This is a genomic window from Marinobacter sp. C1S70 (assembly GCF_000475355.1).
In the GTDB taxonomy this organism is placed as follows: Bacteria; Pseudomonadota; Gammaproteobacteria; order Pseudomonadales; family Oleiphilaceae; genus Marinobacter; species Marinobacter nauticus.
Genome location: NZ_AXBW01000041.1, coordinates 133,184 through 159,735, shown reverse-complemented (window position 1 = coordinate 159,735; position 26,552 = coordinate 133,184). Strand labels below are relative to the sequence as shown.

The following is a 26,552-nucleotide window of genomic DNA, read 5'->3' as shown; positions in this document are numbered from 1 at the left end:
CAGGGCAGAATCCGTCACATCCGGCCAGTGACCGGGGAACTGTGTGGCCAGTAACTGCCCCCGGGCCTGCCACTGGCGGGCGGCCTCGTTCCAGGGCAGCCGATCCAGTCCTTTGCGACGGACGGCATCCAGCAAACCCTGCTGGATCAGTTCGGGGGCCACCTGTTGCAACGGCTTTTCCGCCAGTATCAGGGCGCCAAGCTTGCGTACGTGACGCGCCACCACTGTGCCCCGCTTGTCGTCCCAGAGGGCTTCTTCCCGTTCTTGTATGTGCGCAGCCAGGTCCTGCTCCAGATCCCCCAGATCCACTGGCGCCGCCAGATAAATCGTCGCCTCCCGGGCCTTACCGTCCAGGTCCGCGGCCACCAGCCAATTCTCCCGGGCCAGCGGATCATGTTCCCGCAGGCTCGCCCCCTTGCCATTGCTGAGCTGGTAGCGCGGTGCCTCGCCCGAACGGCGACGGGCAATGCGGTCCGGATAGGCCTGGGCTAAAACCCGGCCCACCTCGGTAGCAACGGGTTCGCTCCGTGACCTCGGCTCCCGGCACAACCGTTTCGCCGCCTGCCGTACCGCCTGTAACCGGGCCGTATCCAGACCACGGGGTGGCCGTTGTCCCCGTACCACCCGGATCCGTTCGTGCAAATCCGCACCGGAGCCTGGCCCCAGCAAATCACGCTCTTCCAGCAATGCCGCCAGTTCCGCCGCCAGCTGGCCAAATCCCAGGGCCCTGCCCCGGAGAACCATATGGGCCAGGCGGGGATGCATCCCCAGATCCCGGGCGGCCTTGCCGTGATCGGTAATAGCACCGTCAGCATCCAGCAAATCCAGCCACTGCAATAAATCCACCGCCTGCTGCCAGTGGGCTTGTGGCGGCGCATCAATCCAGGCCACCTGATCCGGTGAACGAGCCCCCCACTGGGCCAGCTCCAGTACCAGCGGCGCCAGGTCCGCCTCCTGAATCTCCGCTGGCGTGAACTCAGCCAGCCCAAACTGCTCCGACTCGCTCCATAACCGGTAGCACACCCCCGGTTCGACCCGTCCTGCCCGGCCTTTACGCTGCTCGGCAGAGGCTTTGGACACCCGGCCGGTGATCAGGCGGGTCATGCCACTGTTGGGATCAAACACGGCCCGACGCTGCTGGCCGGCATCAACCACTACCCGCACGCCTTCAATGGTCAGGCTGGTCTCGGCAATGGCAGTGGCCAGGACCACCTTGCGAGCACCGTCCGGGGCCGGTGCGATGGCCCGGTCCTGTTCTTCAGCCTTGAGGTTGCCGTACAAGGTTGCCAGCACCACGTTTGCCGGCAGTTGTCCGGCCAGCTGTTGCGCCACCCGGCGAATTTCACCGGCCCCGGGCAGGAACACCAGCACCGAGCCAGCCTGGTCTCCCAGGACCTCCAGCACCACCGCCGTTACGTGATCCACCATCCGGGCATTGCGGGACAAGGGCCGATAAAGGACATCCACCGGAAACGCCCGGCCTTCACTGGAAATCACCGGCACGTCCCCCAGCTCCTTGGCAATGGGCGCGGTATCCAGTGTCGCGGACATCACCAGAAGGCGCAGGTCTTCTCGCAGGGCCTGCTGGCTCTCTCGCACCAGTGCCAGCCCCAGATCGGCCTGCAGGGAACGCTCATGGAATTCGTCAAACAGAACAGCGGCATAGTCTTCCAGCATGGGGTCGGTCTGGATCAGGCGGGTGAGTATACCCTCGGTCACTACTTCGATCCGGGTGGTGCCGGAGACCCTGGTATCCAGTCGGGTGCGATAGCCCACCGTCTGCCCGGGCGCCTCTCCCAATTGCCGGGCCATATACCGCGCTGCCGACCGGGCCGCCAGTCGGCGGGGTTCGAGCATCAGGATTTTGCGGCCATCGCGCCAGGGCGCATCCAGCAGGGCCAACGGTACCCGGGTGGTTTTACCCGCGCCGGGCGGCGCCTGGAGCAAAGCGGTGGTGGTCTCGCTCAGGATTTGTCTTATCTTTGTGAGTATGTAATCTATTGGGCGCATAGGGGGGAGCTTAGGGAGGCTCTGAATAAGTCTCCAAAATCAGCGATAATACGGCCATCGTCAATCGCATAGGATCGTTGCCAGCATGGATCAGATCACCTTCTCCGAAGCCGAATACCAGACCAAGAAGCGCAAGACCCGTCGCGAGATCTTTCTGGAACGGATGGACAAGCTGATTCCGTGGAAGCAGTTGGAGAAGAAGGTAGCCCGTTATTACCCGAAGGGCCGGAACGGACGGCCCCCTTATCCGCTGCCTGCCATGCTGCGGGTTCACTGCATGCAGTTGTTCTATAACTTGAGCGATCCGGCCATGGAAGACGCGCTGTACGAGATCGAATCCATGCGGCACTTCGCGGGTCTGAAGCTGGACCGTTTGCCAGATGAGACGACGATTCTCAACTTCCGGCATTTCCTGGAGCAGCACGGTCTTGGCAAGGCGCTGTTTAAAGAGGTGAACAAACACCTGGAGAAAAACGGCTTGATGTTGCGTGAAGGAAGCATCGTAGATGCCACCATCATCTCTGCTCCCAGCTCCACCAAGAACCAAACTGGCAAGCGTGATCCGGAGATGCACCAGACCAGAAAGGGCAACGAATGGCACTTCGGCATGAAAATGCACATTGGTGTCGACGACACGTTCGGTCTGATTCATAGCATTGATACCACCGCTGCCAATGTTCACGACATCGTGCCCACCGACAAGCTGCTGCATGGTGAAGAGCAACGAGTCTTCGGCGACGCCGGTTACCTTGGCATTCAGAAGCGGGATGAGCATAAGCACCGCAAAAACGTCTCCTGGTTCATTGCCAAACGGCCTGGCACCCGGAAGACGCTGGATGCCGACAAACTGAAAGCAGAGAAGATCAAAGCCAGTGTTCGTGCCAAGGTCGAGCATCCCTTCCGGTACATCAAGCGGGTCTTTGGTTATGGCAAGGTCCGCTATCGCGGCCTTGCCAAGAACAGCAACCGGTTGCATTTGCTGGCCGCGTTTAGCAACCTGCTGATCGGTGAAAAATACATGCTGGCGTAGGGCCAGTGCGCCTGTTTTCCGCCAAAATGGCGGGAAACGGGCAAAAAACACACAAATAAAGGGAAAATAGTGTCTGAATCTTCGATTTTTTGCCGTTTAAACCCAAGATGGGCAAATATCAGCAGTTATTCAGACCTTCCTTAGCCTTTGATTTCTGCGGTTAAGCTATCAAGTCTACTGAAACAGTCAAACCTGACTTACTCTATAGTGACAAGCTCCCGTTAATTAGCTCAAGATCGACCCGAAGCTTTCGCAAACTATAAAATCTTTAATACAAAAAAATAAACCAAAGAAACAATATTTAAAATAGAAAAAAAGACCAAAGAGGAAAACAAGAACCCGTGCCACATTAAATAGGTGGGATTTTCCCAAGGGCCACCCAGATAAAAAACTTGTGGATAGGTATCAGGATCATAACGAGAAAAATCTTGATTCACAAACGAGAAGGGCCAACCAAAATCCGCAGACTTCAATTCATCTTCACTATTAACTGCAACCGGGAAAAATAATGTAGCCAGCGTTAAAATAAGCGCTAATGCCAAAAATAAAAACTGTTTTTTTATATTCATGAAAAGCAACCAAATATGAACAGCTTGCAGTGCAAGCTGTTCATAAAAATCATGAAAATATTTACGGTGTCCACGGCTGGCTTGAAGTACTGGGATCTTTCCACCAATAAACACGACCTCCAGGAGCGGTAAAACCGTCCGAAAAAGGAACTGTTCGGTAATTATTTGCGTTATCACAACCAAAAGAACAAAATGTTGTATAACAGCCAGAAGGAACTCGACGGCCTCGCTGGGACATTAGCTTAACCTTTGTATCTATACTACCAACCCCAGACACCCAAGTCATTCTTGTTACTGTATAATAAAACTTACCAGGCTCGATTAATTGCGCATTAGCCGAACCAACAGTTATGGCAAGCTCATTATCGCTATCAAATGCTTGAGTATCAACGTACGGAGAGGGCAGATCTGAAGCCCAATAACCTAGTGGCTCATATCCATACGTACCATTATTGGCGTAATTATAGAATAGAGCATCCGGCTCATAGGTGCTATCAGCATTATTAGAGAACCACTTCAACCTATCGGATGTTCTCCAAAAAACATATTGCTGAATATAGTGTGAGTTTGATGCATTAATATTATCTTCAGATATCCACGCGTATCCTTTGCTCGGAACCCATGTATCATTGTAAGCAGCAGAGCATCCTACAGTAGCGGAATAGGAGGTCCCAGATAGCACCATTAAAACACAAAAAAGAATTAACATGCCTCTCTTCATGATCAACGTCCCTTTAATCAAATTTATTTGGTACCGGAACACTTTCCTTTAATTTAATAGTTCTAACTCTATAGGCACTGTAGTTCCACAAATCCATCAACGCCCTAGAGCTAGCATTCACCTCAAGCCCAATCACTTTCAGACCTTTTTTTAGATAGTCAGCTTGCCTTCCCACTACCGATTTCAGTCTAGCTGACGCTGCATCCCTTACTTGCGTGTCGTCATAAGAGCTTTCTAACATAGCCCTCATATTTTCTTCATCTCTTTGAAGAAATCTAACATGATCAGAACGATAATTCTCAACTGCCTCAATCAAAGTCTCCTCTTTCTTTACTCTATAGCCTCCACTATATTCAGAGTTCCCATGACGAAACCCCTTAACTTTGAGATTTTTCACGATATCACTAGTCACAACTTCTTCTAGAGAATATTCGCTCTCAAAGAATATTACAGCATCCAAGTTTTTTTTGGATTAAGAGAGGAAATTTCGGAAAGTTTAACTCTATCTTCCAACAAAGATTTATCATAAGTATCAATATTATTTAGACTAAACCCGGACTCAATTCCTTTGAGCTCGTTTGCCCAAGCAAGTCCTGCTCCAAACAAAACCAAAAAAAATAATATTATCTTCATAAAAAAGCCTCAACTAATTTTATTTATGAGACCTTTATTTACAAATGCAAACACAAACGCAACATCCTTGTAAAAAGGTCAATATGATATTAGCAAGGGTTGATTCTTTGTCAAGATATAATTAAATGTAAAGAATGCAAACATGTAATTATAATATGATCACAAATGTTCAAACACCTTCTAATTACGTCCGCACAAACAAAGCGACAAACCTAGCCTATGGCGCAAACGGCTTTGGCCGTCGCTGTTAACAAGACGTTCCTCAGAATAGTCGATTCCAAAAAAGGAACGATTATGTTTTGCGCTAGTAGGGGTTCGTAGAATGTACTGGTTGAGAGCGTAGGGGTTAGATTCTCCAACAAGCCGACTTTTGCGAAACCTAGGCAGTTAGGGTTGCCTATGCATTCAGAGTTTACGAAACCCCAACACGCAATCGTCTAAGCATTTGACGTTGTCGCAAAACTCCGTTTTTAATCACTCAATGGTGGTAGTGGAATCCGGACTTTTCATCCATTCTTCTTCACTAAACTAACGTACAAATACTGCCCCGGGTCCCGGCAAAAGTAGTCCCATTGACCTAGAGACGGTGACGGGACTCTCAGTTCGCTCAGCAGACCTAGGACCGGGAAGTTAACCCCGAGAAACTTGACTCCTTCTGTCACTAGTATTAGGGCGGATGCAACTCTGAGGTGTTGTTGATGAAAACCTCGTTGATCAACCTGTGCGGTCATCTTATCCGATAAGTTATTGAAAAAAATATTTTCGATGGTGGGGGCCATGTCGACACTTCTATTCGGGTTCATTGCACACCAGCTAAAGATCTCGGCCGGGGCACACAAAACGCAAATACCAGGCCAAACGCCAACGCTGCCACCCCGATGCCGAAGGCCGACACCAGGGTGCCTCCCGCATCCAGCCACTGTTTGGTCAGCCAGGGGCCGACCATCTGGGTAAAGCCATACAGTGCCACCATCGCTGCCGACAGGCGCGGGCCCTGATGCGGATGCAGCGCGCGCCCGATGCGCTGGGTCAGCAATACCGTGCCCAGAAAGGTGCTGCCGACCAGGGCGGCACACAACACCAAGCCCAAGGCGCCAGGCCAGACCACGGTGGCCAGCACACCGGCCAGCTGAATCAGAAAATTCAGGCGAAGGGCGGGCAAGTCTCCCATCAGGGCCCCCAGTTTGTTCCACAGCCAGGGCGCCGGGATGGTGAACAGGGCGACGATCACCCAGGTGCCGTCCAGCAAGGCGTGGCCCTCAGGCAGTTCCAGTTTTGCCAACAGGGGCAGGAAGGTCATGGGCAGGATGTAACCCAGGCCCGCCCCGGCATAGGACAGAAACAGCGGGATGCTGGCGCGATCCAGCAACGGGGTATTGACCACCGCCTTACCGGCGTCATCATGCTGGCGCACCGGTACCTCCAGTTGCCGTAACTGCATGGCACCCCACCAGGCCAGGGGAATCGACAACAGGGCAGCCGGCCACCAGCGCTCCGGGCCCTCCAGCAGGCTGGCGGGCCCGGTAACCAGGCCGCTGGACACCAGCAGCCCTACACCAACACCGATATAGACCAGACCGCTGAGAGAGGCCCGGTTGCGCATTACCAGCCATTCCAGAATCAGGGCTGGCGCCTGGACGAATACCACGCCGTTAGCCACACCGTTCAGCCAGCGGGTGACAGAAATCACCGTCAGCTGGTCGGTCTGGGTCACGATCAGCGTGGTCACCACATGAACCGCCAGGAAAAGAGGCAACATCAGCCGGATCTGGTCGATTCTGTGCCAACGGATGGCCAGCATTGCCCCCATCAGATAGCCGAGGTAGTTCCAGGTGGCCACCGCAGCTCCATCCGGCGCGTTGAACTGGTTATCGGCCACCAGGTAGGGCAACAACGGGGTGTAGATGAATCGGCCAAGGCCGTGGACAACCAGCAACACCAGGCTACCGGCGAGCAGAACCGTAAACAGTTGCCTGGGGGTGGGGGTATTTGCAGAAGTCATGGCATAGGCCCGGTCGTCAGGTTATCAACGGAAACCGGGTAGTGTAGGTGACTAACCAATGCTTGTCAGTGAGACCTTCGCCTCAGCCTGGCTGGCGATTGGCGTTGGCCCACTGGTAGATACGCTCAAAGGCTTCGGCCAGCTGTTCCGGCTTGTGGGGTGGCTGGATCAGCGCCTGAACGTCGCCGTCCGGATTGAGCAAGGCAAAATGCCCGCTGTGGTCCACCAGCAACTCGCCATTCACCTGCCGGTGCACAAACACCGCGCTCACGCTCTTGGCGACCTGGCGCAGGGTGTCCAGATCGCCGGTCAGGCCGTGGAAATGCTCACCAAAGAAATCGGTATAGGCCTTCAGCTTCGCCGGGGTATCGTGCTCCGGGTCTGCCGAGACCAGCAGATAGTCCGGTTGGGGTAATTCCGGGGACAGCAACTGGTCGGTACGGCGCAGATTGGCCATGGCAGCGGGGCAGATGTCAGGGCAATTGGTGTAGCCCACGAATACGAAGGTCCAACGGCCCCGGAGATCTTCCTGGGTGACCGTCTCACCTTCCTCGTTGATCAGCGAGAACGCCACCAGGGGCCGTGGCTGATCGTAGACATAAGCGTTGTACTGGCCGAGGTCCGGCGCCGGCGCCGGTTCGCCCTCCACCAGAAAGACCTGTCGGCCCACGGTCAGACCGAACACCAGCACCACCAGCAATACCAGAACAAACAACGTGATCCGAATCGACCGCCCCATAGGGTCTCCCAACCAGGCCTTACCCCGACCGGTCAGGCCGGGACAAACACAAAATGATCCACCAGCAACACCACAAACAGCGCCATCAGATAGGTGATGGAGTACTTGAAAGTGTTCAGTGCTACCCGCCGATCGTCGCCGCGCAGCAGGCGAACGGCATATTGCAGGAACCTCAAGCCTAGCGCCAGAGCGCCCACCAGGTAAATACCGCCGGACATGCCTGTGACAAACGGTAGCAGGCTGACCGCCAGCAGCATCAGGGTATAGAGCAGAATATGCAGTTCGGTGTAGCGATTGCCGTGGGTCACCGGCAACATGGGAATACCGGCCTTGGCATATTCCTCCTTGCGGTGGATCGCCAGTGCCCAGAAATGCGGTGGTGTCCAGGCGAAGATAATCAGCACCAGCAGCAACGCATGGCCTTCCACCTGGCCGGTCACCGCGGTCCAGCCCAACAGTGGCGGCATGGCGCCGGCCAGCCCGCCGATGACAATGTTCTGAGGCGTCGCCCGTTTCAGGAACAGCGTGTAAACGCCGGCATAACCCACCAGGGAGGCCAGCGTTAGCCAGGCGGTCAGCTCGTTCACCTGCCACACCAGTACCACCATGCCCAGGGCCGCCAACACGGTGGCAAACAGCAGGGCATCAAACGGCGCAATCCGTCCGGTGGCCACCGGGCGTTTTCGGGTACGGGCCATCACAGTATCAATCTTCTGATCCACCACGTGGTTCACCACCGCAGCCGCTCCTGCCAGCAGGGCAATACCCAGATTGCCGAACAGCAGTACACTCCAGCCGGGCACGCCCGGTGCTGCCAGCAACATGCCGATCACCGAGGTGAGGATCATCAGGGCAACCACCCGGGGCTTGGTCAGTTCCAGGTAATCGCGCCAGGAAATATGGCTCGCACGTGTCGAATTCTGGATCGGCAGCGCCTTCACTTGCTCGCTCATGCCGTAACCTCCCGGTTTATGGTTGTTGTATGGGGTGCGGGGGATAGTGCTGGCCGGGCCAGCTGATGATGCTGCCAGATCAGGTGCACCATCGACAGTAACAGGCCGGCGCCCATGGCGTTATGGGCAACGGCGATCATCAAAGGAATATGTAGCCAGACGTTAGTCAGGCCCAGACAGAACTGGATCACCAAGGCACCGCCTACCAGAGCGATAGACCTGTCTAGACCGCTCTGGGCACGCTGGCGCCACAGCAGCACCAGTAACAAGGCCAGGTAACCCAGGACAAGGACGGCGCCCAGGCGATGGCTAACGTGAATGGCAACCCGGCCATCGCTTGTGAGCTGACCGCCAAGATAGTTGGGGCCAACATGTTGGGTAATATCAAATCCATGCTGAAAGTCCATGCCCTCGGGCCACCACTGGCCCTGACAGGTGGGCAGATCGGTACAGGCCACGGCCGCGTAGTTGGCTGCCGTCCAGGCACCCAGGGCAATCTGGACAATAACCAGCAACAAACCGCCATAAAGCCAGGGCCGGAATCTCGCCAGGGGTTCCGCCATCGCCGGCCGCGATGCCGCACTCTCCCGTGCTCGCCGCCGAAGCCGCAAGGTCAGCAGCAACAACAGGCTGAGGGTGGTGAATCCGCCGAGCAGGTGCAGGGCCACTACCTGGGGCCAGAGCTTGAGGGTTACGGTCCACATGCCGAACGCGGCCTGCAGTACGATAAAGCCAGCAATGAACAGCGGCAGTTTGACCGGCAGTCCCGCGCTGCGGTTGCGCACCGAGACAATCGCCAGTGCGAATACCAGTAACCCCAGGGTACCGGCGGCATAGCGATGGATCATTTCCGGCCAGCCCTTGGACACATCCACCGGGGTCTCCGGGAATCGGGCATTGGCAATGGCAATGCGGGTTTCATCCTGGGGTACGGTCAAAAAGCCATAACAGCCAGGCCAGTCCGGGCATCCCAGGCCGGCGTGAACCAGCCGTGTCCAGGCACCGAGCATGATCACCACCACCGCCAGCAAACAGGCCAGGGTGGCCCAGAACGCCAGTTTCTTTGCTATTGCCCGGGATTGCTCCGGAGACATCGCCGTCATACCGCAGGCCTCCCGTTAGCCAATCTGTGACAGTTTCAGCAGGTGCTTCAGATCTTTCAGCAGCTGTTTGCCGGTATGTTCCCTGCCATAGTGCATCATCACATTGCCAAACGGGTCGACCAGCAGGATTCTCGGTTGCTGCTCCGGGTTGATCCCGGCGGGCCATGCCGGTGTCTTGCCAGCGGCCGGTTGCAGGCGCTCCATCAACTGGTACTCATCGGACCAGCGCCGCTCCAGATCCGCCGGTACCGTGCCCAGATAGGCGGCACGACCAACACGCGGCGCGTTCTTGCCAAGCGCAACGTTAACCTGGCGAGCCAGATACAGCAGCTGCTCGCAGTCTTCCGCGCAACGCTCCGAGGCCACCAGCATCAGCCATTTCGGGTCGGCGACATCAACACCAAAGCGTGCCTGCAGGGGGTTCCCCGCAGCGGTTTGCAGATTCAGCTCTGCCACCGGCACCGGCGGTTGCACCAACTGCCCCTGATTGCTCTGACCGGTCGGGTTAAGCCAGCCGGTGTAAAACATGACCGTCGCCACCAGCATGGGGCCGAACCCCACCGCAAAGAGCAACATGGCGGTGCGCCGGCCCCGCCTGACCTGAGCCGGGCTCGGGCCATCAGAATGAGAGAGAGAGTCAGCCGTTGTCGTTGTCATTGTCGGCTCCTGCCTTGGGTCTTTCGCTGTCTTTTTTATAACTCGCCACCAGAGTCAATATAGTCAGTGCTACCGCTAGTGCAAACCATTGGGCGGCGTATCCGTAGTGCGTCTGCGGGCCCATCACATCCGGCGCCCGGTCCGCCCGGTATGCACCCGGCTGCTGGCTGTCGGCAAGGTGAACAATCATCGGGGCCGGCGTCTTACCCAACGCCCGGACACGGCTCTCAGGCAACGCCTGGACCCGTCTCGGCCAGCCGGGTGTATCGGGCTCCTGCGCCCCCAGTACCGGAGGTTCCGGATAGGCCGCCAGCCGGCCCTGAAGGGTAAACAGAGGCTCAGGCGTCTGCACTTCCGGCAGTTGTTCACGGCTGGCCGGTGCCGGTACCCAGCCCCGGTTGACCACCACCAAAGGGCCTGAGAGCGGCTCAAAAAGCGTCAACACTTCGTAACCGGCGCGGCCGTCCCGGGTCCGATTGTCCAGCAACCAAGTCTGCTCCCGGTACCAACCGGTCAGGGTGACCGGTTGGCCCTCCTGCCACCCATCTGCAGCCGCCACATCCTGCCAGTCCCACCCGGCGCTTTCTGAATTCCAGGTCTCCAGCCGACTGGTTTTTTCCGCGGCGCGGTTCAGCTGCCAGACACCCAGACTGATCAGCAGAGGCAGAAAGACACCGCTGAAGACCAGCAGGCGCCAGTCGAACTGCCAGCGGCGGGAGGTGGAACCCACTTAGCGCCGCTCTGCTATAGTGAGGTAACGAACCGGGGCGTTGTTCCCGGCACCAGAATGCTCAACAGGCTGCGGACCTGATACAACCGGATTCCTCATGTTAAAACTTGCCATTGTCGTACTGCTGTTCGCCGTCATTATCAGCCTGTTCAGCGGGCTGTTTTTCCTGATTCGGGACGGCGGTAAAACCAACCGTGTGGTGAACTCACTGGCGGTGCGAGTCTCGCTCAGCGTGCTATTACTGGCCGTGGTGCTGATCGCGCTCTGGACCGGCGATCTCACCCTGAACCCGACGCCCTGACTTCATCTGCCTCAGAGCACATACACGAACACAAACAGGCCCAGCCAGACCACATCCACAAAATGCCAGTACCAGGCTGCCGCTTCAAAGCCGAAATGATTGTCGGCGGTGAAATGGCCCTTGATGATCCGGACCAGCATGATGGCGAGCATCAAAGTACCCAGCATCACGTGGGCCCCGTGGAAACCCGTTAACATAAAGAACATGCTGCCATAGATGCCGGACTTCAGGGTCAGGTCCAGGTCCTGATAGGCGTGCATGTACTCGTAGCCCTGAACGAACATGAACACCACCGCCAGCGCAATGGTGGCTCCCAGCCACAGCTTCACCTTGGCCCGGTTACCCGCTTTCAGGGCATGGTGGGCAATGGTCACCGTGAACGACGAGGTTACCAGCAGGATGGTGTTGATCAGCGGCAAGCCCCAGGGCCCGATCACTTCCTTCGGGCCCGGGTAGGCCTCTGGGTTGGGGTTGCTGACCAGAGGCCAACTGGCCTGAAAGCCTTCCCACAGCATGTTGCTACTGCCTTTATCACCCTCGCCCCCCAGCCAGGGCACCACGAACATCCGAACGTAGAAGAGCGCACCGAAGAACGCCGCAAAAAACATGACTTCCGAGAAAATGAACCAGCTCATACCCCAGCGGAAAGAACGATCCATCTGGTCGCTGTACAATCCGGCCCGGCTCTCGCGGATGACGCTGCCGAACCAGCCGAACAGCATGTACGCCATGATCAGCGCGCCAATCCAGAACATGATCCAGGAACCGGTGGTGCTTTCACCCTGGTTGCCGTTCACCATGATGGCTGCCGCGCCATACAGGGTGACCCCCAGGCCAACGGTGGCGACAATGGGCCACTTGCTCTGTTCGGGAACGTAGTAGGTCTGGTGATCCGCCATAGCTGTCTCCGATGGCTTAGCCGTTATTGTTGGTTGTTTTTGCTGCCCCGGCGGCACCCGATACCTCGGCCTTCTGGCTCTGGTCGTAAAGGGTGTAGGACAGTGTCAGCTTGGTGATGTGTTCCGGCAGTTCCGGATCCACGATAAACACCAGAGGCATTTCTGTGCTTTCGCCGGCTTCCAGGGGCTGCTGGTTGAAACAGAAACACTCGGTCTTGTGGAAGTACAGGGTGCCCTCAGCCGGGGACAGGCTGGGAACTGCCTGTCCCACCATGGCCTGGTCGCTGCCATTTTCGGCGTAGAAATTGACGGTCACCGGCTCACCGGGATGCACCTTGATGCTGCGGGTCACCGGCCGGAATTCCCAGGACATGCCCGGGCCATTACTGGCCAGGAACTGGACCGTCACGGTGCGGTTGGCATCCACCTGGTTGGTGACCTGCGCTTCGTACCGGCCGCCGGTCTTGCCATTGATACCGGTGATTTCGCAGAACACGTCGTACAAGGGCACCAGGGCAAAGCCGAAGGCGAACATACCGACCACGCCGGCCATGCACCAGGCAATCACCCGACCGTTGCTGCGTTTGCCGTGTTGTGGCTCTGCCATGGCGACCTCCCGGTTATTTCACTTCCGGCGGTGTCGAGAAAGCGTGATAGGGCGCCGGTGAGGGCACCGTCCATTCCAGCCCTTCAGCACCATCCCAGGGTTTGGCGGCGGCCTTCTCGCCCCCTCGCACACACTTCACCACGATGAACAGGAACAGCAACTGACTGACGCCGAACATAAAGGCCCCGATGCTCGATACCATGTTGAAGTCAGCAAACTGCAGCGCGTAGTCCGGAATCCGCCGGGGCATGCCCGCCAGCCCCAGGAAGTGCATGGGGAAGAAAGCCAGGTTCATGCCGATGAACGACAGCCAGAAGTGGGTCTTGGCCAGGGTTTCGTCGTACATGTGGCCGGTCCACTTGGGCAGCCAGAAGTAGGCCGAAGCGAAGATGCCGAAGATGGCACCGGGCACCAGCACATAATGGAAATGCGCGACCACAAAGTAGGTATCGTGGTACTGGAAGTCCGCAGGCGCGATGGCCAGCATCAGCCCGGAGAAACCACCGATAGTGAACAGAATGATAAAGGCCACGGCGAACAGCATGGGCGCCTCGAAACTCAGGGAGCCCCGGAACATGGTGGTGACCCAGTTGAACACCTTCACCCCGGTGGGCACGGCAATCAGCATGGTGGCGTACATGAAGAACAACTGCCCGGCCAGTGGAATACCCACGGTAAACATATGGTGCGCCCAGACCACGAACGACAACAGGGCAATGGCACCCACCGCATACACCATGGAGGCATAGCCAAACAGCGGCTTGCGGGAGAAGGCCGCAACAATGTGGGAGATGGCCCCGAACGCCGGCAGGATCATGATATAAACCTCCGGATGCCCGAAGAACCAGAACACATGCTGGAACAGCACCGGATCGCCACCACCGGAGGCATCAAAGAAACTGGTACCGAAGTTGATGTCCATCAGCATCATGGTCACCACGCCGGCCAGCACCGGCATGACCGCAATCAACAGGAACGCGGTGATCAGCCAGGTCCAGACAAACAGGGGCATTTTCATCAGGGTCATGCCCGGCGCCCGCATGTTGAGAATGGTGGCAATGACATTGATGGCGCCCATGATTGAGGACACCCCCATGATGTGCACCGCGAAGATGAAGAACGTGGTGCTGGGTGGCCCATAGGTGGTGGAAAGCGGCGCGTAGAAGGTCCAGCCGAAGTTGGGGGCGCCGCCCTGCATGAACAGGGTGGAGACCAGAATCAGGAAGGCGCAGGGCAGCAGCCAGAAACTCCAGTTATTCATGCGCGGCAGTGCCATGTCCGGCGCGCCGATCATCAAGGGCAGCATCCAGTTGGCTAACCCGACAAAAGCCGGCATGACCGCCCCGAACACCATGATCAGACCGTGCATGGTGGTCATCTGGTTGAAGAACTCCGGCTGCACAATCTGCAGGCCGGGCTGGAACAGTTCGGCCCGGATGACCATGGCCATGCTGCCGCCGAGCAGGAACATGGCAAAACTGAACATCAGGTACATGGACCCGATGTCTTTGTGGTTTGTGGTCAGCAGCCAGCGGCTGATGCCTTTGGCCGGGCCGTGGTGATGTTCCTGGCTGTGGGTATCTGCAACCGCACTCATGAAAACCCCCGTTACCGCCTTCTGATGTGGCTGGTGATTGTTGTTATCTGGCGTTGATTACTGCTGGTTCTTGTAATCAAAAATTTCCTTGGGCGTGACCATATCGCCGGTGTTGTTACCCCAGGCATTACGCTCATAGGTAATCACCGCAGCCAGGTCCACTTCGCTCAGCTGGTTGCCGAACGCCTGCATCGCCGTCCCGGACTTGCCGTTCACCACAATGTCGATGTGAGCCGTCATATCTCCGGTCGCAATCGGGCTACCCTTGAGCGCGGGGAACGCCGGGGGGGCCCCGCTGCCATCCGCCTGGTGGCAGGCCGCACAGGCTGTGGCATAAGCCTTCTCACCACGCGCCATCAATTCTTCCAGAGTCCAGTCTTTCTGGGTCAGCTGGCGTTCTTTCTCGGCTGCCTCGCGCTGCTCCGCCACCCAGGCGTTGTATTCCTCTTCCGGCACCGCCTCGACCACCACCGGCATGAAGCCGTGGTCCTTGCCACACAGCTCGGTGCACTGGCCACGGTAAATTCCCGGCTCATCCACCCGGGTCCAGGTTTCATTGATAAAACCGGGGATGGCATCTTTCTTCACGCCAAACTCCGGCACCCACCAGGAGTGGATTACGTCATTGGCGGTCAACAGAAAACGCACTTTCTTGCCGACTGGAATCACCAGCGGGTTGTCCACTTCCAGGAGGTAGTTTTCACCCTTGGCCTGGCGGTTCTCGATCTGGTCCCGGGGTGTAGACAGGCTGGAGAAGTAACCAAAATCTTCATTGATATACTCATACTGCCAGCGCCACTGATAGCCGGTAACCTTGATATCCACTTCGGATTCGGTGGTGTCGTACATCTCCACCAGCGTTGCCGTGGCGGGAATGGCCATGGCCACGAGAATGGCGAACGGAATGATGGTCCAGAGAATTTCGACCACCGTGTTCTCATGGAAATTGGCCGGTTTCGCGCCCTGGGATTTGCGATGGGCGAAAATAGACCAGAACATGACCCCGAACACCACCACACCGATGGCGACGCAGATCCAGAGAATGGTCATGTGAAGGCTGAAAATCTGATTACTGGTGCCGGTTACACCGGGCGTCATGTTCATGGTCCAGTCGGCCACGACCACAGCCGGTGACAACAGACCAGCGGCTAGGGCTACTGCCCGCTTGGCATGCACGCGCATACTGTGTCTCCACAGAGTGTTATTCTTGTCGGATTTTGCGTCATCCCTCCGAAATTTACCGATGGCACTCGCAACCGTCGGAAATCCCCGAGTGAAAGCCTGCTTATGGATACATCAAAATTGAGTATAGACACAGATCAAAAAAAGACTAAAAAATCCTTAAATTCAAATAAGATAAGTGCAGAGTTTTGAGAAGCATAAAGAATAAGCAGCGTGCGCCCGGCATCATTGACCGACGCCTGTGGGCACTGGCCTGGCCACTGATGCTGACCAATCTCACCGTGCCCCTGTTGGGCCTGGTGGACACCGCCGTGCTCGGCCATCTGCACAGTCCGGAATACCTGGGCGCGGTCGCAGTGGGCGCCAACCTGTTCAGCATTCTGTACTGGACCTTCGGCTTCATGCGCATGGGCACCACCGGTCTGGCGGCGCAGGCCTGGGGTAAACAGGATGCCTTTGCCCAGGTCGCGCTGCTATTGCGCTCAATCCTGCTGGCCATCGGCATCGGGCTGTTACTGATCCTGTTTCACCAACCGTTGATCCGGATCGGTCTGGAGCTGATGAATCCCAGCCCTGAGGTGGCCGCTCTGGCCGCAGAATACGCGGCTATCCGTATCTGGAGTGCGCCCGCGGTGCTGTGCCAGTACACCCTGGTGGGCTGGCTGATCGGTACCCAGTTCCCCCGCGGCCCCATGGTGATGCTGATCATCGCCAACGGCATCAACATTGTGCTGGACGTGTTCTTCGTTACGGTACTGGGCTGGAACAGCCGGGGCGTGGCCATGGCCACCGTGATGGCGGAATACGGTGCTGCCCTGATCGGGTTTGCCATCGTGCTTCGGAGGATGCCCGAAGGCCAGCGACTGACCCGCGCGCTGTTCGGGCAGTTGGCAGACTACCTGACCATTCTGCAGGTGAACCGTTACATCATGGTTCGCACCATTGCCCTGCTGCTGGTACTGGCGTTTTTCACCGCTCAGGGTGCCCGGCAGGGCGATATCATCCTGGCCGCCAACGCCGTGCTGATCACCTTTTTGCTGGTGATTTCCAATGCCCTGGACGGTTTCGCCAATGCTGCCGAAGCTTTGGTGGGTGAGGCCATTGGCCAGAACAGCAGGCGCCGGTTCCGCATGGTCTTCCAGAGCGCCCTGCGCTGGTCGATCTGGGGCGCGTTGTTGCTGACCGTTGCGTTCGTGCTCGGCGGCCGCTGGCTGATCAGCCTGCTGACCGGTCTGGAGGAGGTGCGAACTACCGCCTGGCAATACCTGCCCTGGCTCTGGCTGCTGCCATTTGCCTCGGTCTGGGGTTTTCTGCTTGATGGTGTGTTCATCGGCGCCACCCGCACCCGGGAAATGCAGAACACCATGCTGTTTTCAGCGCTGGCTGTGTTTCTGCCGGTCTGGTGGCTGACCACCGGGTGGGGCAACCACGGACTCTGGTTTTCGCTCATTACGCTGATGCTGGCGCGAGCCGGAAGCATGGGCTGGTTGTGCTGGCGCTATACCCGCGAGGGCCGGTGGTTTGATGCACGCTGACGCCAGCTATACACACCGTAACCGTTAAATTTGCCAGTACAGGCAGCAAGGCAACAAATCTTGGCTACACTAGTCAGAAACGGCAGGCATGTTGCGGTAGCCAGCCCCTGCTTTCCTGCCTCCGGTTACTCCTTGATAGAACGGGAGGCGCCTTGCGACCTCACATTGTTCAGACTTCGGCATCTCCTGAAATGACACCACAGGCCGTCCTTGAAATCATCGATCAGGCAAGGCGCCAGGAAGCACGATCCGGCGCCTTCTTACGCCAGATGAAAGAGAAAGCCGCCCGGCTGCCGGGTTCGGTGGTGGTGGATGGCTATCAACCGGCAACGTCCCTGTTCCAGTTCGCGGTGGAATACATCGAGATGGCGCCCAGGCTGGTGGAATGTGTTGACGCCTGTGCCCGGGAAGCCGGCATAACCGAACTGTTCCAACCCTTCATTGATGCCGCTACCCGCTACTTCACCCAGCCCTCAGTACTGCTGGTCCGCTACGATGGCCTGGACGGGCTGCTCATACGCGCTTACCTGTGCCACCGGTTGATGGAAGAAATGCACGATAACAACCGCTCTACCCGCGCCAGCGAACTGATTGACCTGGAAGCCACCCGGGCCAACCTGTTGGTGCACGAGCTCATTGGTGAACCCTTCGCCAATGAGCTGGACGATGCCATTACCGTTACCGTACTCCAGATTGCCGGCACCCCGGATTACTACGACCTGGACCTGGAACCCTTCATCGACCAGGTCAATAACCAGGCCTGGGACTGGATGCGACAGTACTGGGAAAACCTGCTGGAGCGGAACCACATCCGCTTCGCCCTCGGGCCGTCGTGCTGAGTTTAATAACAACACGTCACTGAATTGCCTCCGGAAAACCAGTATTCTTGCCCTCCCGAACAACACTGAGGAGGCCAAACGTGCTGGATAATGCCGATCTTGGAAAACTGATTGTACGGCTGACACTGGGCGGGTTACTGCTGTTCCACGGCATCGCCAAACTGCTCAATGGCATTGGCTTTATCGAAGGCCACCTGGCCAGCCATGGCCTGCCCACGATCCTGGCCTACGGCGTCTATATCGGGGAAGTCATTGCACCGCTGATGGTGATTCTCGGATACCAGACCCGGATTGGCGCCCTGATCATTGTCTTCAACATGATCGTTGCCATCGCCCTGGTGCATGGCCATCAGCTGTTGACCCTGAGCAGCAATGGCGGCTGGGCGCTGGAACTTCAGGGCTTCTTCCTGTTCACCGCACTGGCGCTGATTTTCCTGGGGCCGGGCCGGTACAAGCTCAAGAACTGAGGTCAGCCGGTGGTGGGCGCAACCGCTTTCGGGTGCCAGACCACCACCCGATTGCGCCCATCAGACTTGGCGGCATAGAGCGCCTCATCGGCGCGGCGAATCAGTTCCTGACAATCGGATTGCCGGTTGGGGGTCAATGTCGCCACACCGAGACTGATGGTCAGGCTGACCGGCGACATATGCTCGCCGCTGTTGACCGGCGTTCGGGCGACCGACAGCCGCATCCGTTCCGCCACTTGCTGCGCGCCGGCCACATCCGTGGTGGGCAGCAGAATGGCGAACTCCTCACCGCCGTAACGAGCCACCAGGTCCCCAGAGCGCTGGACTTCATCGGACAGAATCGAGGCCAGCGCCACCAGGCAATCGTCCCCCACCAGATGACCGAAGCGGTCGTTCACCTGCTTGAAGTGGTCAATATCCAGCAGAATCAGGCTCAGTTCATGCTCGTGACGCAACGCCCGGTTCCACTCGGTTTCCAGTTTCTCATCAAACCGGCGCCGGTTGGCGACGTGAGTCAGGCCATCGGTCAGACTGATGGCCCGCAACTGCTCGTTTGCCTGCTCCAGCTCCTCGGTGCGTTCCCGAACCCGGGATTCCAGGGTCAGGTTGGCCTGGCGCTGTATGTCCAGGGCATGCTCCTGGGCTTGTTGCCGGCGCCGGCGTTCCATGTTGATCCGGTAGGCCAGGGCAAACGACAGCAAGATCACCTCAACCGCCACCCCGGCCTGGGGCGCCAGTTCGGTAAACGGGCTGCGCGGAATCCAGCCCAGCTTGCTGACTGCCAGCACCAGGTGCCCCAATAGCAAGGGCGTCCAGGCAAGTACATAAAAGCCGCCCAGGATCTGGCCCCTGCGCCAGACATTGATACCAATCAGCCAGGCCACCGGGGTCGCGAACGCAGCCAGACTGCTTATCCAGATAATGCCCACCTGGTAAGAACCGAGGAAACCATAGATCAGACCCAACAGGTTGACCGCCAGCAGTGCCTGAAGAATCCGATAACCCCAGCGCGAGTAACTCTTGACCAACAGGAATTTCATGGTGAAAACAATGGCCGCAATCAGCGCGGCACTGACCACCGGCACAGTGAAGTAACGGTTGATCCACGGCACGTCAGGCCAGAACCACTGGAACAGCAGGCCATTGAAGTTGAGCTGCACGGCACCGGAACAGACAACTGTCAGCACATACCAGAGATAGGTCTGGTGGCGGACAATCAGGAACAGAAACAGGTTATACAGGGCCAGGGCGACCACGATTCCCAGGAACATGGTCTGCCAGCCATAGGAAATCTGCTCGTTGGCAAGAAATTCGGCGGACGGGGTTACCGCGACGGGAACCTGAACCGAGCCCTGGGTCTGCACACGAATCCAGGCGGTGACCGGCTCGGTATTGGACGGCACCAGAAAGACGAAATTGCGGTGCACAATTGGCCGGCTGTCGAACGGCCGGGTATCCCCGGTGTGATGGGATTCGATAATCCGGCCATCCAGTTCCCAATACACCGACACTTCATCGAGCAGGGGATAACCCACTTCCAGAACCCGGTTGGCGGGTTGCGCCGGTACCCGTACCTGCAACCAGAATTCGTCGTCACTGAATCCCCGGTTCAGGGTCTGGCCTGCGGGAACCGTCTGCCACTGGTCAGGGCCGAAGGCGCGGACCGCCTCGACATCCCTGGCCCCCTGAGGTACCGACAACCATTGGAAGGCTACCGGCTCGGCATGGGCAGCATTGACGGCCAAGCACAGCAGCAAGGTAAGGAATATGCCTGTTCTGCGGGAAATGCGCCCGTTCATTCTTGTCTGTAATTTCCGGCCCGAAGTGCTTGAACTACACTGTTGTGTTCTGATGGGAAATACCATAACCAACCGTGCTTCACAAACAGTGTAGACGGATATCCGGCTCAAGTCCGACGAAATTAAGGGGTAAAGCCCCGCTACCACCAGAGAGGAAGACATGCCCGAACGCAGACACACGGTTCAGCCCGGCCGCTACCGGCACTACAAAGGCAAGGACTACGACGTGATCGGCGTGGCCCGCCACAGCGAAACCGAAGAGCCGCTGGTGGTCTATCGCTGCCTGTACGGCGACCATAGTCTATGGGTTCGCCCGCTCCCCATGTTTCTGGAAACCGTCGATGTGGCCGGCGAACAGGTTCCCCGTTTCATGCGGGTTGAGGACGAGTAACGGTTACACAACCGTTTTGACTGCGGCGGCCATTTCCTGCACATTAGCGCACTTTTCGTGCTGCCGGCGCCCAAAAGGTGCCGGTATACCCTCGATTCCTATCCGGAGTTTGCCATGAATGCCGTAGTTGCCGCGGTACTGATCATGCTCGTACTGAGCCTGTGCCGCATTCACGTTGTTGTTGCCCTGATCATCGGCGCCATATCCGGTGGCCTGGTGGCGGGTATGTCCCTTGAAGATACCATCAATGCCTTCAATACCGGCCTGGGCGGTGGTGCCACCGTGGCCTTGTCCTATGCCACCCTGGGTGCATTTGCCGTCGCCATCGGAAAATCGGGGCTGGCCCACGCCCTGGCCGACAAGGCCCTGGCCATGGTGGGCCGGCAGGATGAAGGGGGCGCTGCCACCGGCATCCGGTTCATGATCATCGGCCTGCTGCTGGCCATTGCCGTGTCGTCCCAGAATATCCTGCCGATTCACATCGCCTTCATTCCGCTGGTGGTGCCGCCACTGCTGTACGTGATGGCGAAACTGAACATGGATCGCCGGCTGGTGGCCTGCGTGCTGACCTTCGGGCTGATCACGCCTTATATGTTCCTGCCGGTAGGCTTTGGCGGTATCTATCTGAACGAAATCCTGCTGGCCAACGTGGCCGACAACGGCGTTGATGCCAGCAACCTGAACGTCATGTCTGCCATGGCGCTGCCGGCCCTGGGCATGCTCCTTGGCCTGCTGGTTGCGGTCTTCTTCAGCTACCGGGGCGGTCGAGGCTATGACCTCAAGCGTATCGAACAGACCGAGCGTGTGGATGTGAAATACAGCCCCAGAACGCTGGTGATGGCGCTGGTCGCCATTGCCGTAGCGTTCGTGGTGCAACTCTGGCTGGGCTCCATGATCCTGGGCGCCCTGGCCGGCTTCGTGCTTTTCAATGTCTCTGGCGTGGTGAAGTGGAAAGAAGCCGACGACCTGTTCACAGAAGGCATGAAAATGCTGGCCATGATCGGCTTCATCATGATCGCCGCCAACGGCTTTGCGGAAGTCATGCGGGAAACCGGCGAAATCGCCACTCTGGTGGAAGGTTCGGTCGCCGCCATAGGCGAGAACAAGGCGCTGGCAGCATTGCTGATGCTGGTGGTGGGCCTGTTGATTACCATGGGCATCGGGTCATCATTCTCCACCATCCCCATTATCGCCGCCCTGTATGTGCCACTGGCCCTGCAACTGGGCTTCAGCCCCTTGGCCATCGTAGCCCTGGTGGGCACGGCGGGTGCTCTGGGCGATGCCGGCTCTCCGGCATCAGACTCCACCCTTGGCCCCACCGCCGGCCTGAATGTGGATGGCCAGCACAACCACATCTGGGACACCGTGGTGCCCACGTTCCTGCACTACAACCTGCCACTGCTGGCCTTCGGCTGGCTGGCCGCCATGGTGCTCTGAGGCACCGGCGACGCCCTCGGTTTGCCGCCGGCCGAAGACGGCCAGGCAAGCCGGGGGATCAGTCTTCTGAACCGGACTTGAAGAACACCACCTGTTTTACCGTGTGATCGTCCTTGTTGTCGCGCTTGTTCACCCGGGTCTCGATCTCCGGTGCCGCCGGCTGCTCCTGATCGGACATGGCATCGGTAAACCCGCATGCCACGCATTCGCGCACCTGCTCACCGTGGTCATCGGTAAACATCATGATCTTGTCCATCTCCGCACAACGGGGACAGACAGCGCCGGCGATAAAGCGTTTCGGACTCGCCATAATTCAACTCCAGATAAGTCACCCGATGGCCAGTACGACCACCGGGCGTGTTTGTATCAGGCCGCTTCGTCCGTAATGCCGGTCTGCTTCAGCAAGGCATCCACCTCGGGCTCCCTGCCCCGGAACGCCTTGAACAGCTCCATGGGCTCCTGCGAGCCGCCTTTCTCCAGAATGTTGTGCAGGAAGGCCTTGCCGGTTTCCGGATCAAAAATACCATTCTCCTCAAACAGCGAGAACGCATCGGCCGCCAGCACTTCCGCCCACTTGTAGCTGTAATAGCCCGCCGCGTAGCCCCCGGCGAAAATGTGGGAGAAAGCATTCGGAAAACGATTGAACTCCGGCGCCTGAACCACGGCAATCTCTTCCCGCACTGTCCGGTGCATGTCGAGCGGATTGGTCGGCGCCTGCTCGCTGAATTCCGCGTGCAACCGGAAATCGAACAGCGAGAACTCCAGCTGCCGCACCATGGCCATCCCGGACTGGAAGTTCTTGGCCGCCAACAGTTTCTGCAGCAGATCTTCCGGCAGCGGTTCTCCGGTTTCATGGTGACTGGCAATCAGCGCCAGCGACTCCGGATTCCAGCACCAGTTCTCCAGGAACTGGCTGGGCAACTCCACCGCATCCCAGGCCACACCGTTAATACCCGACACATCCATCACCTCGACCTGGGTCAGCATGTGATGCAGACCATGACCGAATTCGTGGAACAGGGTGGTGACTTCGTCGTGAGTCAGCAATGCCGGCTTGCCGTCCACCGGTGGCGTGAAGTTGCAGGTCAGGAACGCCACTGGCAACTGCAACCGGCCGCGCAAATCGCGCCAGCGCACCCGGCAGTCCGCCATCCAGGCACCACCGCGTTTGCCTTGGCGGGCATAGAGATCCAGGTAGAACCAGGCAATCGGCTCGCCGTGGCGACTGATGCAGTAAGCCTGGGCATCTGCGTGCCAGATTTCCACCTCCGGATGGGCTTCGATCTGAACATCAAACAGCTTCTCTGCCACCCGGAACAGGCCCGGCACTACCTTGTCCACCGGGAACCAGGGGCGCAGGGTTTCCGGAGAAATGTCATAACGCTTCTGGCGCAGCTTCTCGCTGTAATAACCCACATCCCAGGCCTGAAGATCCTCGACGCCGTATTCGTCTTTCACAAAAGCCTTCAGCTCGGCGAACTCCTTCTCCGCCTGGGGCTTGGATTTCGCCGCCAACTGATTCAGGAACTCCATCACCTCATCGACACTGCGGGCCATCTTGGTGGCCAACGAACGCTCGGCGTAGTTGTCGAATCCGAGCAACTGGGCGAGGGCATGGCGACGCTTGAGAATCTCAGCCATCACCGGGGTATTATCCCACTTCGCGGCATCCGGGCCCTGATCTGACGCCCGGGTCACAAACGCCTCGTACACTTCCCGGCGCAGGCTGCGGTTGTCACCGTAGGTCATCACCGGATAGAAACTGGGGAAATCCAGGGTAATCACATAACCGTCCAGCTCCTTCTGCCGGGCCGCCTGCCTGGCGCCTTCAATGGCCGTTTCGGGCAGACCGGACAGCTCGTCCACATCGGTGATGTGTTTGTACCAGTGCTGGGTGGCGTCCAGCACGTTATCGCTGAACTTGTTGGACAGTTCCGCCAGCTCCCGGGACAGTTCCGCGTAACGCTTTTTCTTGTCCTCGGGCAGATCCACACCACCGAGCCGGAAATCCCGCAGGATGTTGTCGATGGACTTGCGCTGGGATTCGCTCAGATTGTGGAAATCATCGCGGGCGGCCAGTTTTTTATAGGCCTCACACAAGACACTGTTCTGGCTGACTTCGGTACTGTATTCAGTCAGTTTTTCCAGGCAGTTCTTGTACACTTTGCGCAGGTCATCGTTGTTCATGACACCGTTCAGGTGGGAGATCACCGACCAGGCATTGCTTAGCTTGTTTTCCAGCTCCTGCATGGGCTGAGCCAGAGTTTCCCAACTGGGATCCTCCTGCTGGGCCAGCGTCTGGATCTTCATCCGGTTCTCGCTGAGAATCTGGTCTATGGCTGTTTCCATGTGCTCGGTACGGATATGGCCGAACTTCGGCAACAGATCGTCTGTCAGTAGCGGGTTATTCATAGGTCCCCTTCTCAGCCGTTCGTTAATGAGATAGCTTGCACCAACTTACGGGGTGCCGGTGGGGGATGGCTTTCAGAAACTGTGTGGAGCCAGGGATGGCGGAACTCAAGCGTCACAGGGGCTCCGCCGAGCGTTTATGAAGCGAAGCTTCATGCGACCGCTGAGCGACCGCAATCTGTGATTGCGGGCCGGACTCCGCAGGAGTGCCGAAGGAGCGTGTTTCTGAAAGCCATCCCCCACCGGCACCTTGCACCGCACTTGGACAGCATTGAGGTATATGTAATGGCGAATGTACGAACTCACAAGGGTATCACACCACAATTTGGCGAACGCACCTGGGTAGACGACAGCGCCGTGGTCATCGGAGATGTACAAATGGGGGAGGATTGCTCGGTCTGGCCCATGACCGTAATCCGAGGCGACATGCACAAGATCCGCATCGGCGACCGTTGCAGCATCCAGGACGGCTCGGTGCTGCACATCACCCACGCCAGCGACTACAACCCCGGCGGCTGGCCGCTGATCCTGGGCGACGACGTGACCGTTGGCCACAAAGCCCTGCTGCATGGCTGCACCATTGGCAGCCGGGTTCTGGTCGGCATGGGCTGTACCGTGATGGACGGCGCCGTGGTGGAAGATGAAGTCATTATCGGCGCCGGCACCCTGGTACCGCCAGGCAAACGCCTGGAATCCGGTTACCTGTATGTGGGCTCCCCGTGCAAGCAGGCCCGGGCCCTGAGCGATAAGGAAAAAACGTTCTTCAAATACACCGCCGCCAACTACGTCAAACTGAAAGACGAATACCTGAATCCTGCCGAATAAGCCCTGACCAACCGCCCCTGATTCAGATCAAATTCTGATCAGGGGCACCTTGAAAATTTCCCGCCTGCACCTACTTTCGAGAATAGCAGAAGTTCACGGAGTCCATCCGGGGGCGCCACCGGGTTGGAGCTGTTCCGCGAGCGAAGCTGATGACCATCTCAGATTCGACATCGTTAAAGGAGGAGTTCCCATGAGCAACATTACACGCTGGAATCCGATCAGTGAGTTCGAAGACATGATGAACCGCTACAACCGGATGTTCGGCCTGGCCCGCACCAACGGTGAACAGGAAGGCAAGGATCTGTTCAGCCGCAGTGACTGGGCACCTGCAGTGGATATCAAGGAGACCCCGGAGGCCTTCATGGTGGAAGCCGAGCTGCCGGGTATGAGCAAAGACGATGTGAAGGTGACCGTACACGACGGCGTGCTCACCATTCAGGGTGAACGCAAGAGCGAAGAGGAAACCAAGGACAAGAAGCTGCACCGCATTGAACGATTCTACGGCAGCTTTATGCGCCGGTTCACCTTGCCGGACAACGTGGATGAGAACAGTGTGAAGGCCAACTTCAAGGACGGCCTGCTGACACTGAGCATCCAGAAGGCCGAGCCCAAAGAACCGAAGGCGATCGAAGTCGAGGTAAAGTAAGCCCTCGCCTTCGAGCCTGCAAGGCAGCCTTGCCGGGAATCAGTTCCCGGCCGCTGCCTTTTTTTGTGCGCCGGCGTTTTCCAGGGCACGGGCATAATCCGCACTACGCCGGTGACGAGCAACCCGATCCAGAATGGTTGCCCCGTGCTCGTCTTCAGCATTCAGGTCACGACGGGCTTCAACAAAGAAGCTGATAAAGCGTTCGAAATCCTCGGCCCGCATAGATTCATAAGCCCGACTCAGCACAAAATAGTCGGCATTGATGCTTCGGTCCCAGGGTGTCAGATCGAGATAGCTCTTTACCCGATCGTCGCTCCATTCCTCGCCAATGACTTTGGGTTTGTCCGGTCCGCTCATGCTGGCATCTCCTGCTGTCTGCAATTCAGGGCGCACAGTATAAGGCTTTGAATGGGCAGAGGTTATATGAATCCACTATGAGTATCTGCGCTGCGAGCATAAGGCGGGTGGTAC

The 26,552-nt window shown here is 57.8% G+C and carries 27 protein-coding genes; 9 read left to right on the top strand and 18 right to left on the bottom strand.

Annotation, left to right across the window (positions count from 1 at the left end; genetic code table 11):
- Window positions 1-2,010: ATP-dependent helicase HrpB (gene hrpB, locus Q669_RS13565; RefSeq protein WP_036149747.1), on the bottom strand; the 2,010-nt coding region annotated here is incomplete at its 3' end.
- An 85-nt stretch (window positions 2,011-2,095) separates the two neighbouring features.
- On the opposite strand from hrpB, the gene Q669_RS13560 reads away from it, so the two are divergent.
- The gene (locus tag Q669_RS13560) at window positions 2,096-3,040 is read left to right on the top strand and encodes an IS5 family transposase (protein WP_011784145.1); all 945 of its coding nucleotides are present in this window, start codon (window positions 2,096-2,098) and stop codon (window positions 3,038-3,040) included.
- A 257-nt stretch (window positions 3,041-3,297) separates the two neighbouring features.
- On the opposite strand, the gene Q669_RS19560 is transcribed toward Q669_RS13560, so the two are convergent.
- From Q669_RS19560 to Q669_RS13520, 9 genes are all read right to left on the bottom strand, one after another.
- Window positions 3,298-3,723 (bottom strand): hypothetical protein, encoded by a 426-nt coding sequence (locus Q669_RS19560; protein WP_152525053.1) that lies wholly within the window; start codon window positions 3,721-3,723, stop codon window positions 3,298-3,300.
- A complete protein-coding gene (locus Q669_RS19555) occupies window positions 3,671-4,330 on the bottom strand; it encodes a hypothetical protein (RefSeq protein WP_152525052.1) in 660 nt (219 codons plus the stop codon). Before Q669_RS19555 ends, Q669_RS19560 begins: the two co-directional genes overlap by 53 nt.
- A 13-nt stretch (window positions 4,331-4,343) precedes the next feature.
- Complete coding sequence (locus Q669_RS13555) at window positions 4,344-4,742, bottom strand: hypothetical protein (RefSeq protein WP_022992675.1); 399 nt, start codon at window positions 4,740-4,742, stop codon at window positions 4,344-4,346.
- A 1,020-nt stretch (window positions 4,743-5,762) separates the two neighbouring features.
- Window positions 5,763-6,965, bottom strand: coding sequence for a YbfB/YjiJ family MFS transporter (locus Q669_RS13545; RefSeq protein WP_022992673.1), 1,203 nt, complete (start codon window positions 6,963-6,965; stop codon window positions 5,763-5,765).
- Between the two features lie 82 nt (window positions 6,966-7,047).
- Window positions 7,048-7,704, bottom strand: coding sequence for an SCO family protein (locus Q669_RS13540; protein ID WP_022992672.1), 657 nt, complete (start codon window positions 7,702-7,704; stop codon window positions 7,048-7,050).
- A 32-nt stretch (window positions 7,705-7,736) separates the two neighbouring features.
- Window positions 7,737-8,657 (bottom strand): heme o synthase, encoded by a 921-nt coding sequence (cyoE, locus tag Q669_RS13535; protein WP_022992671.1) that lies wholly within the window; start codon window positions 8,655-8,657, stop codon window positions 7,737-7,739.
- Window positions 8,654-9,760, bottom strand: a complete 1,107-nt coding sequence (locus Q669_RS13530) for a COX15/CtaA family protein (protein ID WP_022992670.1) — start codon at window positions 9,758-9,760, stop codon at window positions 8,654-8,656. The genes cyoE and Q669_RS13530 overlap by 4 nt, the downstream gene beginning before the upstream one ends.
- A gap of 15 nt (window positions 9,761-9,775) precedes the next feature.
- Entirely contained in the window at window positions 9,776-10,417 is a 642-nt protein-coding gene (locus tag Q669_RS13525) for a hypothetical protein (RefSeq protein WP_011783648.1), read from the bottom strand.
- Window positions 10,398-11,147 (bottom strand): SURF1 family protein, encoded by a 750-nt coding sequence (locus Q669_RS13520; protein ID WP_022992668.1) that lies wholly within the window; start codon window positions 11,145-11,147, stop codon window positions 10,398-10,400. The genes Q669_RS13525 and Q669_RS13520 overlap by 20 nt, the downstream gene beginning before the upstream one ends.
- 97 nt (window positions 11,148-11,244) lie before the next feature.
- Here Q669_RS13520 and Q669_RS13515 point away from each other — a divergent pair, with 97 nt between their 5' ends.
- The gene (locus tag Q669_RS13515) at window positions 11,245-11,448 is read left to right on the top strand and encodes a twin transmembrane helix small protein (protein ID WP_011783646.1); all 204 of its coding nucleotides are present in this window, start codon (window positions 11,245-11,247) and stop codon (window positions 11,446-11,448) included.
- An 11-nt stretch (window positions 11,449-11,459) separates the two neighbouring features.
- Here the strand turns inward: Q669_RS13515 and Q669_RS13510 are convergent, their stop codons facing one another.
- Genes Q669_RS13510 through coxB form a run of 4 tightly spaced genes read right to left on the bottom strand, consistent with a single transcriptional unit; the run spans window position 11,460 to window position 15,733 of the window.
- Entirely contained in the window at window positions 11,460-12,347 is an 888-nt protein-coding gene (locus Q669_RS13510; protein ID WP_022992667.1) for a cytochrome c oxidase subunit 3, read from the bottom strand.
- 16 nt (window positions 12,348-12,363) lie between these two features.
- Complete coding sequence (locus Q669_RS13505; RefSeq protein ID WP_022992666.1) at window positions 12,364-12,954, bottom strand: cytochrome c oxidase assembly protein; 591 nt, start codon at window positions 12,952-12,954, stop codon at window positions 12,364-12,366.
- A gap of 13 nt (window positions 12,955-12,967) precedes the next feature.
- A complete protein-coding gene (gene ctaD, locus Q669_RS13500; protein WP_022992665.1) occupies window positions 12,968-14,551 on the bottom strand; it encodes a cytochrome c oxidase subunit I in 1,584 nt (527 codons plus the stop codon).
- 57 nt (window positions 14,552-14,608) lie between these two features.
- Entirely contained in the window at window positions 14,609-15,733 is a 1,125-nt protein-coding gene (coxB, locus tag Q669_RS13495) for a cytochrome c oxidase subunit II (protein WP_011783642.1), read from the bottom strand.
- Window positions 15,734-15,921: 188 nt separating this feature from the next.
- Between coxB and Q669_RS13490 the strand changes: the two genes are divergently transcribed.
- From Q669_RS13490 to Q669_RS13480, 3 genes are all read left to right on the top strand, one after another.
- On the top strand, window positions 15,922-17,268 hold the full coding sequence (locus Q669_RS13490) for an MATE family efflux transporter (protein WP_022992664.1): 1,347 nt from the start codon (window positions 15,922-15,924) through the stop codon (window positions 17,266-17,268).
- Between the two features lie 191 nt (window positions 17,269-17,459).
- Window positions 17,460-18,107 carry a hypothetical protein gene (locus tag Q669_RS13485; protein ID WP_031211724.1) on the top strand — a complete coding sequence of 216 codons (648 nt, stop codon included), beginning with the start codon at window positions 17,460-17,462 and terminating at the stop codon, window positions 18,105-18,107.
- An 80-nt stretch (window positions 18,108-18,187) separates the two neighbouring features.
- Entirely contained in the window at window positions 18,188-18,574 is a 387-nt protein-coding gene (locus Q669_RS13480) for a DoxX family protein (protein ID WP_022992663.1), read from the top strand.
- A gap of 2 nt (window positions 18,575-18,576) precedes the next feature.
- Here Q669_RS13480 and Q669_RS13475 read toward each other — a convergent pair whose 3' ends face one another.
- Window positions 18,577-20,373, bottom strand: coding sequence for a diguanylate cyclase (locus Q669_RS13475; protein WP_022992662.1), 1,797 nt, complete (start codon window positions 20,371-20,373; stop codon window positions 18,577-18,579).
- 160 nt (window positions 20,374-20,533) lie between these two features.
- On the opposite strand from Q669_RS13475, the gene Q669_RS13470 reads away from it, so the two are divergent.
- The gene (locus Q669_RS13470; RefSeq protein WP_011783637.1) at window positions 20,534-20,764 is read left to right on the top strand and encodes a DUF1653 domain-containing protein; all 231 of its coding nucleotides are present in this window, start codon (window positions 20,534-20,536) and stop codon (window positions 20,762-20,764) included.
- Between the two features lie 114 nt (window positions 20,765-20,878).
- On the top strand, window positions 20,879-22,201 hold the full coding sequence (locus tag Q669_RS13465; protein WP_022992661.1) for a Na+/H+ antiporter family protein: 1,323 nt from the start codon (window positions 20,879-20,881) through the stop codon (window positions 22,199-22,201).
- Window positions 22,202-22,259: 58 nt separating this feature from the next.
- Here the strand turns inward: Q669_RS13465 and Q669_RS13460 are convergent, their stop codons facing one another.
- The gene (locus Q669_RS13460; RefSeq protein WP_011783635.1) at window positions 22,260-22,511 is read right to left on the bottom strand and encodes a YheV family putative zinc ribbon protein; all 252 of its coding nucleotides are present in this window, start codon (window positions 22,509-22,511) and stop codon (window positions 22,260-22,262) included.
- Between the two features lie 56 nt (window positions 22,512-22,567).
- The gene (gene prlC / locus Q669_RS13455; RefSeq protein ID WP_022992660.1) at window positions 22,568-24,613 is read right to left on the bottom strand and encodes an oligopeptidase A; all 2,046 of its coding nucleotides are present in this window, start codon (window positions 24,611-24,613) and stop codon (window positions 22,568-22,570) included.
- Between the two features lie 282 nt (window positions 24,614-24,895).
- Between prlC and Q669_RS13450 the strand changes: the two genes are divergently transcribed.
- Together Q669_RS13450 and Q669_RS13445 are read left to right on the top strand one after the other, a co-directional pair.
- Window positions 24,896-25,435 carry a gamma carbonic anhydrase family protein gene (locus tag Q669_RS13450; RefSeq protein ID WP_011783633.1) on the top strand — a complete coding sequence of 180 codons (540 nt, stop codon included), beginning with the start codon at window positions 24,896-24,898 and terminating at the stop codon, window positions 25,433-25,435.
- Window positions 25,436-25,625: 190 nt separating this feature from the next.
- Window positions 25,626-26,081, top strand: coding sequence for an Hsp20/alpha crystallin family protein (locus Q669_RS13445; RefSeq protein ID WP_022992658.1), 456 nt, complete (start codon window positions 25,626-25,628; stop codon window positions 26,079-26,081).
- Between the two features lie 39 nt (window positions 26,082-26,120).
- Here the strand turns inward: Q669_RS13445 and Q669_RS13440 are convergent, their stop codons facing one another.
- Complete coding sequence (locus Q669_RS13440) at window positions 26,121-26,438, bottom strand: PA4642 family protein (protein ID WP_022992657.1); 318 nt, start codon at window positions 26,436-26,438, stop codon at window positions 26,121-26,123.
- Between the last annotated feature and the right edge of the window lie 114 nt (window positions 26,439-26,552).

Excerpts from the sequence above, each read along its gene's own strand:
- Q669_RS13560 (WP_011784145.1), top strand. The coding sequence starts at position 2,096 with ATGGATCAGATCACCTTCTCCGAAGCCGAATACCAGACCAAGAAGCGC.
- Q669_RS19555 (WP_152525052.1), bottom strand. The coding sequence starts at position 4,330 with ATGAAGAGAGGCATGTTAATTCTTTTTTGTGTTTTAATGGTGCTATCT.
- Q669_RS13545 (WP_022992673.1), bottom strand. The coding sequence starts at position 6,965 with ATGACTTCTGCAAATACCCCCACCCCCAGGCAACTGTTTACGGTTCTG.
- Q669_RS13540 (WP_022992672.1), bottom strand. The coding sequence starts at position 7,704 with ATGGGGCGGTCGATTCGGATCACGTTGTTTGTTCTGGTATTGCTGGTG.
- cyoE (WP_022992671.1), bottom strand. The coding sequence starts at position 8,657 with ATGAGCGAGCAAGTGAAGGCGCTGCCGATCCAGAATTCGACACGTGCG.
- Q669_RS13530 (WP_022992670.1), bottom strand. The coding sequence starts at position 9,760 with ATGACGGCGATGTCTCCGGAGCAATCCCGGGCAATAGCAAAGAAACTG.
- Q669_RS13525 (WP_011783648.1), bottom strand. The coding sequence starts at position 10,417 with ATGACAACGACAACGGCTGACTCTCTCTCTCATTCTGATGGCCCGAGC.
- Q669_RS13515 (WP_011783646.1), top strand. The coding sequence starts at position 11,245 with ATGTTAAAACTTGCCATTGTCGTACTGCTGTTCGCCGTCATTATCAGC.
- Q669_RS13510 (WP_022992667.1), bottom strand. The coding sequence starts at position 12,347 with ATGGCGGATCACCAGACCTACTACGTTCCCGAACAGAGCAAGTGGCCC.
- Q669_RS13505 (WP_022992666.1), bottom strand. The coding sequence starts at position 12,954 with ATGGCAGAGCCACAACACGGCAAACGCAGCAACGGTCGGGTGATTGCC.
- ctaD (WP_022992665.1), bottom strand. The coding sequence starts at position 14,551 with ATGAGTGCGGTTGCAGATACCCACAGCCAGGAACATCACCACGGCCCG.
- coxB (WP_011783642.1), bottom strand. The coding sequence starts at position 15,733 with ATGCGCGTGCATGCCAAGCGGGCAGTAGCCCTAGCCGCTGGTCTGTTG.
- Q669_RS13485 (WP_031211724.1), top strand. The coding sequence starts at position 17,460 with ATGACACCACAGGCCGTCCTTGAAATCATCGATCAGGCAAGGCGCCAG.
- Q669_RS13475 (WP_022992662.1), bottom strand. The coding sequence starts at position 20,373 with ATGAACGGGCGCATTTCCCGCAGAACAGGCATATTCCTTACCTTGCTG.
- Q669_RS13470 (WP_011783637.1), top strand. The coding sequence starts at position 20,534 with ATGCCCGAACGCAGACACACGGTTCAGCCCGGCCGCTACCGGCACTAC.
- Q669_RS13465 (WP_022992661.1), top strand. The coding sequence starts at position 20,879 with ATGAATGCCGTAGTTGCCGCGGTACTGATCATGCTCGTACTGAGCCTG.
- Q669_RS13460 (WP_011783635.1), bottom strand. The coding sequence starts at position 22,511 with ATGGCGAGTCCGAAACGCTTTATCGCCGGCGCTGTCTGTCCCCGTTGT.
- prlC (WP_022992660.1), bottom strand. The coding sequence starts at position 24,613 with ATGAATAACCCGCTACTGACAGACGATCTGTTGCCGAAGTTCGGCCAT.
- Q669_RS13450 (WP_011783633.1), top strand. The coding sequence starts at position 24,896 with ATGGCGAATGTACGAACTCACAAGGGTATCACACCACAATTTGGCGAA.
- Q669_RS13445 (WP_022992658.1), top strand. The coding sequence starts at position 25,626 with ATGAGCAACATTACACGCTGGAATCCGATCAGTGAGTTCGAAGACATG.
- Q669_RS13440 (WP_022992657.1), bottom strand. The coding sequence starts at position 26,438 with ATGAGCGGACCGGACAAACCCAAAGTCATTGGCGAGGAATGGAGCGAC.